The sequence below is a fragment of the Vibrio sp. 2130-1 genome (assembly GCF_033339515.1).
Genome location: NZ_JAWOUT010000004.1, coordinates 211,509 through 227,515 on the forward strand (window position 1 = coordinate 211,509; position 16,007 = coordinate 227,515).

Genomic DNA, 16,007 nt, shown 5'->3' on the forward strand with positions numbered 1-16,007 from the left:
GGGCTTTTTTTGTTTTGTCGTTTCGCGTTAATTTAGGCCAAGCATATTTGGCTCACCACGATAAATAATGCGATCGTTTCCTCGGTGAATACCAAACGTAACAATGACGGGTGGGTTTTCCTCTTCACTTGTAGAGCTATCCCAGTCGTATTTCAGCCAAGGGATGCGATTACCTGAGCCGTCTAAATCCAGGTGGAATTGTATTTGCTCGCGTGCTGAGTCAATTTGGCTTGCAACGATATCGGTCATTCTGCCAATACTCATCGTTCCAACGCCAGAAAGCAGGGCGTTGTTTGCTGGCGCATGAGACCAAATTGGCGTGCTGAAGTAATATTCACCACTCGCCGTTGTTGAGCTGTCATCGAAGTTAGTCGTAAATCGACCGTTTTGCCAAGTTTCTACAGCAAGTGGCACTTTGATCACCATGCCTTGGTTGCCACCTACATCTTGAAAGTTCAAACGACCGAATCGAATGTCTGGTTGTTTTGTGAGCACTTCGCTATCGTCGAAGAAGTTTACCTCATCAACGGCTTTTACTGAGACTAAACCTATTTGGCTGATATCACTATTAGTCTCGGTATTGAATGGACCATCAGGATATTGCTTATCTGTCGTGTTCTTTTTCCAGCATGGGCTATTGTTACAAGTCGCATTGGTCGAGGGCTTCTCTATAACAAACGTTCCAACACTCGCGCTACCCAGTAGTTTCCAGTCTACCTTCTTAGGCTTAGGCGGCAAAAACCGATCGGAGTATGAGCTTAGCTCGCCTAAATCGAAATGTTGTTGAAGGTTAGACGAAAAGTGGACGTAATTCTTCACGTTTTCCTTATTCGCATTGAGTGCGACAACATCGTAAGTGACTTTCTCAAAAGGTTGATTCATGTAAGCAAAAGTTTGGCCATGTGGGTAGTGCCATTCTTGGTCTTGCACTTGAAAATATTTTGGATAAAAACGACCAACGTAACGATAGCCTTCGTTCACAGTCATACCTAGATATTTACTTTCTAGGTTTGCTTTTACTCTCAAGCTCCCGACTTCTTCCCAATATAATCCATTAAAGACGAATTGATCATTCTTGGCTGAATTATGCGCCTGAGCCAGTGAGTCACTACTTTTTAGCAATTTTGAGGTTTGGTTCGCTGTCTCTGATGGCGTATGTTGCTCACTCGACAAGACAACCGATGCTGCTGGAGCGTCATCAAGCGTAAAATTACGGGTGATAGAAGCATCACAATAGCGTGCTGATTCAACAGACCCACTTACAGAACCGTCAGGTTGCCAAATGATTGGTTTCACCGTTAGAGAGAAAAGTTCTCCAGCAGCAAGAAACCCTTCTCCTTGTTCAGAGGTGCCAGAAGGCAAAGCACGTTGGTTGTCACAAATAGCGAGTGTCCATGGTCGCGAGTGCACATTAAATGTCCCTTTCACTTCCACTTTGCCTTCTTCAGGGCACTCTTCAAATCCCTCACATTCAAAATGATCGGACAATGTCACTTCAAATATGCCGGACTCGTTCGTGACAAGACCATGTTCAGACAAGCCGTCTTTAAATTCCGCTGAATAGCTAAAGTTTCCTTCACTTCCTCCTAATGGTTGAACCAATGGATGAAAAACCTTAGGCGTACCATTGTAGTTGCTTGCCACTACAGGTTCGCCGGTGGAGGCACAAGCAAGCAATCGCGTATGCACGTTTTCTGGTTTACCTGCAATAACGCGTATTTCATTTAAAGTTGCGCTTTTCGTCTTTGAGTAGGCCTCAAACATAAATGGCGTAAACATAAAGCGAACAGTTTGATGCTTGCTCGTGTCTTTCGCCATAGTGAAAGTTAGTGTGTAGTTGGTATCTAACGAGATCGTATCAATATTATTCGGAACCACTCGAACAACAAGTTCACCATTCTCGTCAGATATAAATTGGTTGGCTCCTAATGTCTGCTGACCTTTAACCACCTCTAAAGTGAACAAGTCAGGGTGTGATAGGGCTGCACTGACTTCTGCGCTTACAACTTCTCCATTATTGGTTGTTGTTGCTGTAAATTGCGGAAGATCGTCGCCGCACATCAGTGCCATGTCGTCCGATGGTGTGACGCTGAGGTTTAAGTCGTTCTCCGATGGAGGCTGCATGCTGCAATTCGGAACATCTTGAGGGGTGATTGGACAGACTTGGGAAGAGTAGTGACAATCAGCCTCGCCCAATCCACAGTATTGCGTGTATTTGTTGTCTTGTGCTTTCGTTTGTGCACTTCCTGGCGTTTGTTGGATTTCACCACAAACTTGACTAGGCTGATTTGGAGCGTTGTTGAAGTTCAATGTTTGGAAGTATTTAATTGCTGCGGTGGAACTATAGAATGAGCCACTTAATGTAGCTGACGATCCTACAGATTCAGCCGTACCATAGATCGACATATCTTTTATAATCAGAGATTTGTGCGCAGAAACATCACCGACGACAAAATGGTCTTGTAAAGGATGGTTTGTTTTTAGGTGTAGTGTTTCGCCTTGTGATTCGACCTTACCACAGATGTTTGTATTAAGTATATTGGTCGTGCTGTGAGTCAAAATGTCACCAATAATGGTGTTGTACGTTCCATCAATGTTAAGTGTCGAACCTGTTAGCTTAATATTCCCGTCTATGAGAATGTTATGCAGCTTTGTTGGGTATGCCGATAGAAGATCACCATAGATGACAGTGTGTTTGTTTTGGTAATCGTCGAGGTTTGATGCTTTCTCATTGTTAACCGTTAATCCGGTAGCGAGGGCGTGTAGAGAGATACGTTTATTGGGTTCACCAATCGTATTATTCCCCTCTAACACAATTCCATAATCTGCTTTTAACGTTATCTCTTTTTCCGGTAATGAGGAGACAATTTTATCATCAGCGGGTAGGACTAGTTTCCCTGTACAGCGATAAGTCGTGCCATCGCTTTCGATACTAAAACTCTTGTGTGAGCAAAGTTGACCTAACTCAGATAGATCTTTTACGTCATAAGTGGTGGCGTGTGAGGTTAGCGGTAAAAAAAGAACCGCAGTGAAAATACTGCAGAGACGCATCATCAAATGTCCTAATGAGTGGAACAAGATGGCATCAAGCGAGCGTGAGCAAATGCTCACTGAAATTGGAATAGCTGCGGTAATTTTTTGTTTTGAAGCAGCTTAGTTATTGAACTTTGGTTATTTTTTATTTCGTATGTCATACCAAAGTTTAGCGGCCTTATTACAACGTAAGTGTCAGGTTAGTTCAAGAGGCCAGTGTGATGTGTGTCGATTTATATGTGTAACTATTTGTTAGTTAAGGATAATAAGTAAGCATGTTGGTTCAGAATCAGGAAGGAAGCGATCCTGATTCTGAATGTTTATAACGCTATGCAGCGTGAACGATGAGTGGAGCCATCTGATATAACTCTTCTAGTATGGCTTTCGTTTGTCTCGAATAGACCAGGCAATCTCGATCGCCAACGAGCTGAATTGCCCTCACTTTACCTGCAACCAGACATTGCCTAATCGTGCGTAGAACCATTTGGATATCAATTTCTGACGCGCCATCAAGGCTGTTTTTGGTTTTTAGAGATCCAAGGTCGATGCTAATGATTATTTGGTCGCAGTGGTCTAGGTAATTGCCGATCTGTTGCTTAACGTTATTGCGATGACGAAAAGAAAACTCTTTCTCGGTCACCCAATCACAACCTTGATCTTCCGCGTATTCCCACGTTTCCTGCTTCGTCTCTTGCTCACTGACGCCAGCAAAAAACAATCGTACGTTTTGATAGCGAGAAAGAGCAAAATGGAATGCAGAGCCTAAACGTGGTTCAAGTGTTGGTTTCAAGTTCATGTCATGTCCAATATTTACCACACCCACTTCGTCTCGATAGGATACGACCACAGGTAACATTGACAAGATTGCCTCGGTACAGTTGGTCACTAAAACGGGAATAGAATGACGAGAAAGCGAAAGACTTAACGCTTCCTGAAACTCGCCATTTTCCAGCTTGTCGTGGTTGAAGTGACCAAAGTTTTCAGCGGTTTCATGATCATGTTGTTGGTAAAGCCAATCACTAGCATTTTCCAAACTTTGATCAGCTAATTCAAACGCACCCTTCGACATAGGAGGTAAATACTCGCACACTGTCATAAAAGAAAAAGGGTAATGTTGCGGCTGTTTCACTGTGTGATGGAGTTTATAGCGTTTGAAAAAGCTTAACATGATGAATTACCTTTCTGGTGGTAGTGCCCTTGCCGCTTGCAGTACATGTAAAATAATGCGCTGCTTATCCTTTTCGACTCGGTGGGCCGGAGCCATCACCGAGACTGCGCCAATCAGTTTGCTTCCTTTCATTACCGGTGCGCTTATACCTGAAACACCAGGGTCAATCTCAGAAGTACTGACGGCATATCCGTGTTTACGGATGGTTGTGAGCTCTTTTTCCCACTCGTCTCGTCGGTGATCTTGATTAAAATATCTCAAGATTTTCTCGCATCGACTTTGAGGCATAAAAGCGAGCATCACTTTAGATGAGGCACCGCGCAGCAGAGGTTGACTTTGACCCTGGACGAAGCTGCAACGCAGCGCCTGCATACTTTCTTTCTGTCTGACACAAAGCGCACGATAACCAGCTGGTACCATATAAGCGGCCATTTCCCCGGTTTGTTGTACCAACCTAGCCAGTATGGTTTCGACCATGTCGAGCCCATGTTGCGCGGTCTCATAGCTGTGCATGAGTAATAATGCCGCTGGACCAACGACAAATGTCTTGTCGTGAACGCTTTCTTCGATCAAGTTCCACTCTTTAAGCAGTTTTAAGTGTCGGTAAAGGCTGCTTAAAGGAACGTTCAATTGCTCGCTTAGCGCTTTCGCAGAAACTGGGAACGGACTAACTGCAACTTGCATTAACAACTGCAGTGATTTTTCGTTTACCTGGTTAGCATTAGCTTTGTTTGTCGTCATGAGAGTGTTGTAACGTGTTGTAGGAGTTACGACAAATATAATTCTTAATTACTGAGAAAAGAAAAATAATTTTAATGGGTAATTCTTACATGATGAGAAACAGACCGGTAAAGACTTTCGCAAGTACCGATAGACATAACATGGTGTCGAATTAAAGTCTCAGGTTTGAGGCGCTTGATACTAAATTGGAACAGGAGTGAATAAGACATTGTTTAGTTTGCGGTATTACTCAGCGTTTCGCATACTGAGTTAATCCAAACAAATAATGTTAAAAAACGTGAGTTGCTAGCGGGTATCGGAATCGAGGTACCATCTCAGTAAATCGGTTTTATAAAAGGTTACTTTTATATGCTGAATAAGGCGATTTTTAAAAAAGCCATCATTTTCCTTCTGCCTATTCCCTTGGTTATTGGAGAAGTTTTGTATTTAGCTCGTGAAAGCGTGCAAAACAATCTCAATCATTTATTAGAAAAAAATGTGCAAATTGCAGATGAAATTTTATTCCAAATAGAGACAGAAAACCGCACGGCGCTGCTACACCCTGAACGATGTGAAGAGCTCCAGCAAAGCTTAATGTTTGAACGAGATATTGAAGAAATGCTCATTGTGAAAGAGGGAGTCATTACTTGTTCTTCGAAATTGGGAAGTATCTCTAAACCGTTAGCTGAGCACATCGCCTTTCCCAAGGGACAAACGCTAGCGCTTGGTAGTGTTGATAGCTTGTACGATCAGTTCTTGCTAGTGGTAACGGAGGGAGAGCGGGGTTATCAAGCCGTAACGATTATCGATCATGACTACTTTAATGCAACAATAGGGTTTAACAACGATTTACGCCTAAAACGCTCTGCGCTGTTTATCCATGATCAAGTTTCACCTGAAGGAGCATTAAGAGCGGGAAGTAATCCTATCGGTATCAAATCGTCGCAAATGTTTGAGTATGAAGCTTTGAGCGAAGCCAGCGATCTTTTCGTCAAACAGAGAACACTTTCCTATTTTTTGTACTCAATTCCAATTATTTTCGTTATCTACCTTTGCTTGTATGCGTTGAATAAGTTTATTGATCCCCATCGCAATTTGATACTGGATCTTAAAAGAGCGATAAAAAGAGGAGAGTTGACCCTGTATTACCAACCGCAAGTTAACGTTGATACCGGCCAGTTATTCGGGTTTGAAGCGCTAGTGCGATGGGAGCATCAAAGTAAGGGGTTCATTTCTCCGGATGAGTTTGTCCCTGCGGCAGAGCAAAGTGGATTGGTTTTTTTACTTACTGATTTCGTTCTGGATAAAGCGGCAGAGGACTTCAGTAAATTAGGCTTTGATCAGCCTGTCCACCTTGGTATTAACGTGCCGCCTGGTTATTTAGTCGGACCAAACGCGATCAGAAAAATTCAATTGCTCGACAGACAGTTGAGCCGAAACAAAGTCTCATTAGGGGTAGAGATAACGGAGCGTCAGCTCATTGATTCAGAGGCGAGAAAATGCATTGCAGCACTGCGAGTGCATGGTATTGATGTGCTGATCGATGATTTTGGAACTGGCCAAACCTCGTTAGCATTTCTACAGCACATGCGCATAGATTACTTAAAAATCGATAAGTGCTTTGTCGAAACCATTGGTATTCCTAGCCTTAGTGCTTCTGTCTTAAAAGCGATGGTTCACTTCGCGGAAGAATTACAAGTACAATTGATCGCTGAAGGCGTGGAAACCATAGCGCAAGCTGAACACTTAAAGCAGATGGGAGTGAGATATCATCAGGGATACCTGTACTCCAAACCATTACCTTATGAGCAGCTTGCGCAGCGAAGTCATTATGATTGGTAGACGTTAGCTCTATAACACTGAGCATTTTCATCAAACACAAACTCTAACTCATTTTTGATGCTATCTAAGCGATCTTCTTGGTAGTGAGACACATACAATAGTTGGCTTAAATTCTCTCTAGCGATGAGTTCAAGTGTGTTCTTAACTAACCGTCTACCCAAAAAATCTAACCCTTGATACGGCTCGTCCAAAATCAATAATGTGGGTTGTTTCACGATGGCTCTTGCAATCAGTAATAGTCGCTGCTGGCCGTACTCTAATTGCTTAAATGAGGTTTTTTTGTACTGGCTCATATGTAAGATATCGAGCCACTCGTTTGCAATATCCATCTCTTTGCGAGTTGGCTGGTTATACAACCCGATCGAATCGTAAAATCCTGACAAAATGACTTCTAATGCGCTGCAATTGACTCGATATTGGAGGTGTAGCGCTGAAGACACCATACCGATATGCTGCTTAATTTCCCAGATTGTCTCGCCAGTACCACGCTTTTTACCAAAAATATCAATGTCATTGCTGTAGCATTGCGGATGATCGCCAAAGATCAATCCAAGTAAGGTACTCTTTCCACAACCATTTGGGCCTTTGACCTGCCAATGTTGGCCCTTGTCTATGCGCCAGTTCAAGTCAGTAAAAATCTTCTTATCGGTGTATTCAACAGTCCCATTCTTTAGTTCAAATATTGGGTTGTTGAATGGTGTCGAGTGCTGATGCTGACGTATCAAGCTCATCATTTCTTCACTCTGTTGCTTTGACTGAGATTTAATTTGTCCAATGATTGGATGATTATCCCAACTAGACTTATCCATTGTACTATCAAGCTTTCCTGCACTGAAAAGCGCGATGCTATTGATCCACTCAGGCATGTCAGATTCGCGAGAGAAGGTTATGAGTAGTTGCACATTTTGAGAAAGCGAGTGTAAATAGCGAGCGAGAGCAGCTCGGTGCGCAATATCTAAGCCAGTAAATGGATTATCGAGTAATACTAAGTCAGGTTGTGTGGCTAAAGCTCGGGCGAGCATTACTCTTCTGGTTTCTCCGGTAGAGAGAACACGGAAGCCACTATCTCTAAGATGACTTAGGTCGAGATCATTAATTAGCTGTTCAGTTAAGTTGGTGTCTTGGCTCTGCTCTAGGATTAATGAATAAACAGTGCTCCCTTGGTCGATACGATCAAGAAAATCCGTATCATCCTTTTCTAATTCTCTTTCCAGTAATCGCTGTTGCTCTGATAACGACACTTGCGCAACGGACAGCCCATTTAGCTCAATTTCCCCACTATCTGGTGACATTTCATCACAAATAAGGTCTCCAAGCAGAGAGCCAATATCTCCATCCGCGCTGAATATCCCCCAAGACTGCTGAGTGTTAATTTTCCAATCGTCAATAAACAAGTGTGTCGTGTTTCTCTTAGCTGCAAGCTGACGAAAGTGAATAGTCATTGTGTTTGTCTTCCTTGTTTTCGTTTTAGTGGATTACTTATAACAATTTACGAACTCAGTACGGAAGCGCTTTTGTGTATTAATTTTGAACAGTGCTCAGTCTTGTGCATATCAACGAAGCCTTGTATTAGAGGATAAAAATGCGACTAGAGTCATTAAGTAACAAGTAAGATTGTCAATAATTTTGTTTTATTTTTGAATCAATCTATCATTATGCATGTAAATGTTATGCTGATAAATTCATATTTGCCGTTTGTTAATTAATCAATGTAAGGACACATGTTTATGAGTGAAACGGAATACGATTACCCTTCGAGTTACAGCCTAGTTTCCATTACCGATACCTCCAGTTACATCAAATATGCCAGTGAAAACTTTAATGAAGTAGCGGGGTTTGATGAAGGGGAGCTTATCGGTAAACCCCACAATGTTGTGCGTCATCCTGATATGCCAAAACAGGCTTTTAAAGATTTATGGACTCACCTGAAAACTGGCAAACACTGGATGGGAATGGTCAAAAATCGACGTAAAAACGGCGGCTATTATTGGGTGGACGCGTTTGCTTCTCCTATAAAATCTAATGGTGAAGTTGTGGAATACCAATCAGTGAGATTTAAACCTGAGCGTATACACATCCAGCGAGCGGAAAAAGCGTATTCGAAGCTTCGAAATAATCGTAAGCCGTGGAAAATGTATCTTCCTCGTACACGTTTGTGGATGAGATCGGCCTTCTTCCTTTTAATTTCAAACCTTCTTGGCTTACTCATTCTACAAATGAATCAATCACCAGTGATAGCGTTTGGCGTTGTTGCGTTACTTTCCGTTTTCTCTATTTATGTATTAACCAGACCAGTTGAGAAGCTCGCTAAACAGGCTAGGCAAGACTTCAACAATCCACTCATGGAATATATTTATTGCGGAAGAATCAACGATCTGGCTGAGATTGAGCTGGGTATGAAGATGCGTAAGCAATTTGCCAATGCGCTATTGGGGCGCGTTGGCGTGTCTGTAAAAGACTCTTGCGAAAAAACGCGCGCAAGTGCTAACAGTGCTGCGACAAATAGCCAGCAAGTGACGGAGAACTTAAGCGCACAGAAAGTGGAGATTGACTCGGTCGCAACAGCGGTCAACGAGATGCAAGCCTCTTCATCTGAGATATCAAATAATGCTCAAGCGACCGCCGAGGCTACGTTAGAAGCGCAAAATACGATGATAGACAGCCGTAGCGTTATCGATAATGTTAACCAATCGGTACTAGAGCTGGTGGGTGAGCTCGGCGAAATATCTAAAGTGGTCATACGTTTGAACCAACAAACCGAGCAAATTGGAACCGTTGTTGAAGTCATCAATGGTATTGCCGAACAAACTAATTTATTAGCGTTGAACGCTGCAATTGAAGCCGCGAGGGCAGGCGAACAAGGCAGAGGGTTTGCCGTTGTAGCAGATGAAGTGAGAACCTTAGCTAAAAGAACTCAGGAATCGACAACAGAGATTAAATCGGCCATTGAAGGAATTCAAAATGGGAGCAAATCAGCGGTTTCTGCGTTAGAGAAAGGTAACGAAATGTCGACCGGAACGGTAACATTGTTAGGTACTGCTTTGGATAGCATTCAACAACTGGAATCCCTTGTTCAAGACGTTGTCGAACGAAACCAACAAATTGCGGTCGCGATAGAAGAGCAGGTTTATGTAACGGATGAAATAAATGAAAACATCCAGTCGCTTAATTTAAAGTACAGTGAATCGTATGAACTGATGACTGAAACGAATCATATGAACACCAAAGTGCAAAATTGCACCAATGACCTGTCTGAAATGATTAAAAAGTTTGCTTAAACTTTAGAAAATCGAAGTTAAAAGCCCGCTAAACATTAGCGGGCTTTTAACTGGAATATAGTGAAGTGCTGGATTCGTTTACGAGCGAGGATTTCTAAATCTCGTTTTTGTAAGAGCTAAAACGACGAAAGCTCGCAATAAATGCGAGCTCTCTAAATAAGTGGCGGAGAGATAGGGATTTGAACCCCATCTCTTTGAAAACCTATATATATCAAGCTCTTGAATTTTCTAGCTTTCTACGTTCATCAACCAAATGTCACGTTGACGAATGTTAATCACAATCAGTATACGAAAACAATCGAACTTAGCAAGAGCATCAGGCATATAAGCCAAAATATTTTCTAGTATCTTTACCCAGTCAACTAATCCTCTTAGTCTTAGCTATTACTGATTACCCCTGTGCGGGGGTAAAATTAACTCTAACCCCCGCAGGGGTTAAAGTGCTAATATCCCCTACAGGGGTTAATTTAGATTGGAGGCAGATATGCTCATAACAAGTCCTAAGCAACTGGGGATATACTTGCGTGATGTACGCAGGAATCAAAGGCGCAACCAAACCAAAGTCGGCGATATTGTGGGTCTAAAACAGACCACGGTATCGAAACTTGAACGTGATCCTGCCTCGTCCAGTATCGAAAGTCTGATGCGCCTGCTGTCATCACTAGATCTTGAGCTACATATTCAAGACAAAGCTGTAAGCCGTGAACAGGCAAAGCTTCGTGATCCTGATGATTGGTAAAATCCTATAGACCTTCTTTCGTATCACTTGCCTCTAAATAGACAGTCAATAAGAATCGTACTTTAACTTGTTCAGCTACACATTCTCTCAGCAATAGCCTCAAGCTCGTCTAGTTTTAAGCGACCATTAGCCCAACCTTCAGCAAAAGGTATTGTGTTTGACTTAGGCAGTTGTTCTTTACTAAGGTCTCTAACTCTGATTCGCGAGGGCAGAGCAGCGCCCTCACCAACAAATATAGCTTCCTGCTGAGATAATATAGGTAGTGCACCAACCATCCCTGACAGTCCATCAGGTAGAAAACGGGCAACATGCTGTTGATCCGCAGAGTTAGTAAGCCTTAACACCACCCAAGTGCCACACTGTGATATCACTGTGCTATCTACATCTGCGGGCCTTTGACTTACTAGCATTAGGCCAACCCCATATTTTCGGCCTTCTCTTGCAATGCGTCTTATTGCTCCTTGTGCTGCCGCATATTGCGCTTCTCCATGATCAGGCACATATCTATGTGCTTCTTCGCATACGAGCAGAATTGGATCTTTTTCTTTCTCTTCTTGCGTCTGAAATACTTTATATTGAAATAATAACCTAGCAATCAAGGCAGCTAGAGGGCCTGCGACTTCGTTAGGAAGACCTGATATATCTATTATTCTAATATCTTTTTTATCCTCAACAGGAACCCCAACGAGCTGGTTTAAAACGTTGTGAAGTCTAATTTCATCTTGTTCACCTTCCCAACATTGCAGCATAAAAGAGAGTCGCTTATCTCTTCGGAGAACTCTCACCTTATCTAAGACTGATGGAATACGAGCTTTCCCTAAATCTGTAGGCGGCAAGGTTTCAAGGGTTTTTGTGCCTTTTTTAAAACGTCCTCCTTGTATAAATCGAATATGACTCTCAAATTCATCTAAGCAAAATGGTCTTGGCTTATCTCTATCAAACTCAAGAATTTCCGATGTGTCTTTTTTATCACAAAGATTTGGATCATCATGGTTTTCTAGTTCTTTCAATACTTCCGAACCAAACTCTCTAGGGCACGGCTGCACAATTCCAGCCGCAACCATTCGAGCATGCGTCAAAGCTTTTTGAACGATGTTGTTTTGGCTAGTGGCACTTTCTTCAGTTTTGCCAACTATCAAACTGGTAAATTCATCGCTGGACATTAACCAGTATGGTAATTTTATTAGCTCTTGCTGATCCTCACCCGCTGCTATGTCATAAGCTCTATACTGTATAGCCCTTTTACTGAATGCAGCGCCATATTCCCCATGTGGGTCAATGACAACTATTTGCGGAGAAAAACCCATCTCTCCAATGTTGTGCTCCAAGACGCTATGAATTATTGCTGCGACTGTTCCCGACTTCCCTGAACCTGTTGATCCTAATACAGCACAGTGCATTCCGAACATTTTGTTTATATTCGCTCTACAAGCAGTTGACTCCGATGCGCTATATACAGCAAACGGAACTAATGGGTCTACCTTCTCTTCTCGTTCACCTTCCGCAGAGCGATAAACACATGAAATCTCATCGTTTGTTAATAAAAATACGCCTTGCTGAGGCAGAGGGTATGTCTTAATACCTCGTTTAAAGGACAATTGGGAGCTAGAGTTATTCCAACTGCCTTCGGCCAATAGTTGCACTTCCATCAGCCGTTGATCAGAATCAGTATTTATAGGCATACCAGCCTCTAGTAACTCTTCAGAGCGCATTCGAAGCATTGTAACTAAGCCGAAAATAACCTTTCGACCGTAGTGGATCTTAACCATACTGCCGATTTGTCCTATTGGATAAACCCGACCGTCGAAAGTTCGAGTTAGTTCAGAGACCTTATTCGAGATTTCAACTTTGATAGTCGTCCCTGACACCTCAACAACTTGACCTATTTTCAGTTCATCAGTTGGTGTAAACATGATTTATACCTCACATCCGTTTTTAAGCACTGATGTGACACCTTCAAATGTCCACCAATAGTCATTATCTTTTCTTTTGAAAGGCCCTTTCGCACCGACATATAGACCATGAAGTGATGCAATAATGACTCGCGAACCATAACTCGACGTACGCCATCGCTCTAGACAGGATGGAATTTCATTTCGGCATTCAAGAAAAGCGACCAAAACGGTTCTGTTGTCATTTTTAGATAAGGCGAACTCAATTTCGTTGTTGATGTGGTCATCTCCAAAACTATATCCGCACACAGCTAACACATTGCTATTTGGAGAGTTCATAGCTTTACGAAATAGGTCAAACTGTGCTGAGAATGGATCTTGTTGGGTTGCTATATATTTTGTAGCTTGAGGATAGATGAGAACTCGGCGATCAGCTTTTGGATAACGATCATTGTCTCTGACTCTCCAGACATGTCCCTTTTCACATAGAAACCAGTCTATTGAACCATGCATTTTGACTAAGTTGGCTCGTTGACCGTTAGCAGGTACAGGTTCACCATAGCGTTGGGTTCGGTGTGCTACAGCACCTCCAGAAAAACCATCCCAGTAGGGAATTTTGTTTAACGCCAAAGCATCTTCTAACAGAGTGTCATAGTTAGTCGTAAAAATGTTTACGGGTTTTCTCCGCTCATAAATACCAGCACCTGCGTGATTAAATAGAGTGTCAATAAACTTTAGATGAGAGTCAATTTCGACTATTGGTTCAGATATAGTGCCTTGTTCAGTTGTGTTTCCTTGTTTGTCTTCGACATAGCCACTTCTAATTACATTTGAGATCGAGTCAAGTATTAAGCGATGGGCTTCTTGCAGTTCCTCCAACTTTACTTCAGCACCATTGATGCTGACCTTTTTATCTTTATTTCTTTCCGCCAAGGCCGCATAGTCACCTAAATGGCTGAGAATGTGTTCGATATGGCACTCTTGAGGCAACTCTGTGAATAACGGGGCAACAATCTTATCGAATATGCCCTGGTTGTCCGTTTTTAAGTCCTTTTTAACTTTATTTGTCAACGGGTACATGAGCGGCAGTTTGGCATCAAAGCTAATACCTGCGCCCATCAACCAGCTTTGCTCGTTACATTTCAGATGTTCCTCTACTTGAGAAAACAAATCTGCGTCTATGAGGTTTTCCATTGTAATCCTTTGATTTACCTTGTGTGCGGTAAGGTTTTATTCCTGCAATACTGCTCTTCTTAGTTAAGCAACTCAAGTCATAATGGCAAGTAATGTGATGTCATTGGATTTATACTAAAACTAGGAAGTGTAGTGCGGTTACATAAAGGATTTGGCTACTTTGTAGAGGTGAACGGTCAAGGAATCTAGTGATTTGCATTACTAGACATTATCCGAAGGCAGGTAGAAGAAACAGAGTCTATAAGTAGGTTTTGTACAATAGTGACTCGTGACAATCAGATTAGCAGAAACAGGCTATGCCATAGTGCCAGTGTATTTATCTAAGTAAGGATCAGGTTATGAAGTACTCAGCAAAAACAGGCGAGAATGATACTTTAGACGCTCAGCACAAGTCCGCTTTTCTCAACTTGCTGGGTAAAGGTGGGTAAAGGTATTGAGGAAAACTACCAGAGCCTAGTAATCATCACACCTGTGCTCAAACAGGAAATGGACGAGATCATCGGTGACTACAAAATCGACCTCAATGGAGAGTTCTAGTAAACCTACCGTGCTCAATCAAACTCATTGCAAAGCATATGAGTATTCCTGCCAACGCGCTTCAAATCTCGAATCGCCGCAGACTCCGTGGCGATTCTCAAAGGCCTATCAGAAAGAATTGTATTGTTCAGAATATCGATATCGCAGCGATCAGTGTGTGTAAATTCGATTACCCCATATGGAGTCTTGAATACACCTTTTCGACCTGTCGTCATCACTGTCAGACGATCAATAGGAATCTGAGAAATGACACCATATTCTGAAAGAGCAGATTCAAGCGAGATGTAATTGTATTCACCACGACGTAGACTTTTAGCCACATATTCAATGGTATAACCACCTCTGTAGCGACTTAAAGCAAACACGTAAATGCCTCGGCAAGCTCGTTCTAGTACCCCAAACTTGATTAAACGCGGTAAACTTTGCTTAAAAGCTTCTTCACTGTCATCAAAAAATACTCTTCGCAAGTTGCGCTTGGTATATACGTAAATGCGTTGCCCATCAAATTTATGCAGACGTTCTAACGCCGTTTGAATATCCATATTGTTAAGTTTACTAAGTAGACGAAATGAGTAACCATAGCATACTTTAGTGTCCACTTGATAAGTCATTGACAGCATCACAAATGGAGTCAGTTTCTTCTAAAAAGTACGTAAGCTGCTTTTCAAGTTCATGATTTGCACGCTTAAGTTCTGAGATATTGGATTGAGACTCATGTAACTTACTCTCTAAGATTCGATAATTTACTGAAAGATCGGTATATTCATCCTGGACAGTGCTTAACTTATGTTCAGAATTGTCCAGTGCCTCTGTCATTGACTGTAGTTTAGACGAACTTTCAGTTAGTTTGATACAAGTGCTCTCATAGCGTTCTGAGAGTTCAGTCAGCTGAGACTCAAGCCTTTCCACATCGTTAAGTGCGTATTCTCGTTGTACTGTTAGTGCTGAATGCGCTTTCTCGACTTTTGATAGATTGGCTTGGAGACCATAAATGGTATCTTGCTGGTTTTCTAACCTGTCATTTGCTTGATTGAGTGAACTCGTAAGTTGACTGATATTTTTTAATAACTCAGATTTCTCGTTTTGTGATTCGACTAGCTCAGATTGCAGAGCTTCAATTTTCTCCTCTAGTTCATCATTTGCATCTGTAGCTCTTTGGAGAGTCTGTTCAATATCCAAAGCTTCTCCCTCTGACTGCTCTTTTTGTTTGATCGCGTGTTGGCTGATTGCCTCTGCTTCTCTAATGCGTGTGTAAGTAATTGACTCAAAATGGGTATGAATACTGTCATTCATAGCTATAACAATATCTCGAAGTGATGTAGAGATATCGTATTCCTTTCTTTCGAGAAGATCCTGAATTTCCGCTGGTAGCTCATATGAGGTTCTTACTTGAGTTGTTGCTGATGGGGTGTCATTTTGAGCTTCTGGAATCCTACCGTCAGCAATGAGCCTTTCCAAATCAGCTTGAATCGAAGAGCTTTTTCCTCTTTGTAAATTCTCTCTAATTCGCCACCCGCTAGGCTTCTTTCCTCTGCTTATCAGATCATTAGCGGCTTGGATGAGGTCTTCATCAGTGTAAGTTTTCGGCCTTGCCATGCTGTTCA

At 42.1% G+C, this 16,007-nt stretch carries 11 protein-coding genes; 3 read left to right on the plus strand and 8 right to left on the minus strand.

The genetic code is table 11. From position 1 onward, the window contains the following. Positions 1-27: 27 nt before the first annotated feature. The 3 genes from R7Q09_RS07700 to R7Q09_RS07710 all read right to left on the minus strand — a co-directional run bounded on the left by R7Q09_RS07700 (position 28) and on the right by R7Q09_RS07710 (position 4,942). Positions 28-3,054 (minus strand): DUF6701 domain-containing protein, encoded by a 3,027-nt coding sequence (locus R7Q09_RS07700; RefSeq protein ID WP_053307816.1) that lies wholly within the window; start codon positions 3,052-3,054, stop codon positions 28-30. A gap of 307 nt (positions 3,055-3,361) precedes the next feature. Further along, a complete protein-coding gene (locus R7Q09_RS07705; RefSeq protein WP_053307815.1) occupies positions 3,362-4,201 on the minus strand; it encodes an arginase family protein in 840 nt (279 codons plus the stop codon). Positions 4,202-4,207: 6 nt separating this feature from the next. After that, positions 4,208-4,942 carry an IclR family transcriptional regulator gene (locus R7Q09_RS07710; RefSeq protein ID WP_053307814.1) on the minus strand — a complete coding sequence of 245 codons (735 nt, stop codon included), beginning with the start codon at positions 4,940-4,942 and terminating at the stop codon, positions 4,208-4,210. 348 nt (positions 4,943-5,290) lie between these two features. Here R7Q09_RS07710 and R7Q09_RS07715 point away from each other — a divergent pair, with 348 nt between their 5' ends. Further along, positions 5,291-6,763 (plus strand): EAL domain-containing protein, encoded by a 1,473-nt coding sequence (locus R7Q09_RS07715; protein WP_005386194.1) that lies wholly within the window; start codon positions 5,291-5,293, stop codon positions 6,761-6,763. Here R7Q09_RS07715 and modF read toward each other — a convergent pair. Then, positions 6,751-8,205 carry a molybdate ABC transporter ATP-binding protein ModF gene (gene modF / locus R7Q09_RS07720; protein WP_213968323.1) on the minus strand — a complete coding sequence of 485 codons (1,455 nt, stop codon included), beginning with the start codon at positions 8,203-8,205 and terminating at the stop codon, positions 6,751-6,753. The genes R7Q09_RS07715 and modF overlap by 13 nt on opposite strands. A gap of 285 nt (positions 8,206-8,490) precedes the next feature. On the opposite strand from modF, the gene R7Q09_RS07725 reads away from it, so the two are divergent. After that, positions 8,491-10,041, plus strand: coding sequence for a PAS domain-containing methyl-accepting chemotaxis protein (locus R7Q09_RS07725; RefSeq protein ID WP_025768974.1), 1,551 nt, complete (start codon positions 8,491-8,493; stop codon positions 10,039-10,041). Positions 10,042-10,525: 484 nt separating this feature from the next. Further along, positions 10,526-10,780 carry a helix-turn-helix domain-containing protein gene (locus R7Q09_RS07730; RefSeq protein ID WP_011106029.1) on the plus strand — a complete coding sequence of 85 codons (255 nt, stop codon included), beginning with the start codon at positions 10,526-10,528 and terminating at the stop codon, positions 10,778-10,780. A gap of 71 nt (positions 10,781-10,851) precedes the next feature. Here R7Q09_RS07730 and R7Q09_RS07735 read toward each other — a convergent pair whose 3' ends face one another. The 4 genes from R7Q09_RS07735 to R7Q09_RS07750 all read right to left on the minus strand — a co-directional run bounded on the left by R7Q09_RS07735 (position 10,852) and on the right by R7Q09_RS07750 (position 15,999). Continuing rightward, positions 10,852-12,693, minus strand: coding sequence for an ATP-binding protein (locus R7Q09_RS07735; protein WP_318070686.1), 1,842 nt, complete (start codon positions 12,691-12,693; stop codon positions 10,852-10,854). Positions 12,694-12,696: 3 nt separating this feature from the next. Then, entirely contained in the window at positions 12,697-13,866 is a 1,170-nt protein-coding gene (locus tag R7Q09_RS07740; RefSeq protein WP_069496448.1) for an SIR2 family NAD-dependent protein deacylase, read from the minus strand. 551 nt (positions 13,867-14,417) lie between these two features. Next, positions 14,418-14,945, minus strand: a complete 528-nt coding sequence (gene abiEi, locus R7Q09_RS07745) for a type IV toxin-antitoxin system AbiEi family antitoxin (RefSeq protein WP_025570812.1) — start codon at positions 14,943-14,945, stop codon at positions 14,418-14,420. A 46-nt stretch (positions 14,946-14,991) separates the two neighbouring features. After that, positions 14,992-15,999, minus strand: a complete 1,008-nt coding sequence (locus tag R7Q09_RS07750; RefSeq protein WP_318070685.1) for a hypothetical protein — start codon at positions 15,997-15,999, stop codon at positions 14,992-14,994. Positions 16,000-16,007 lie beyond the last annotated feature (8 nt).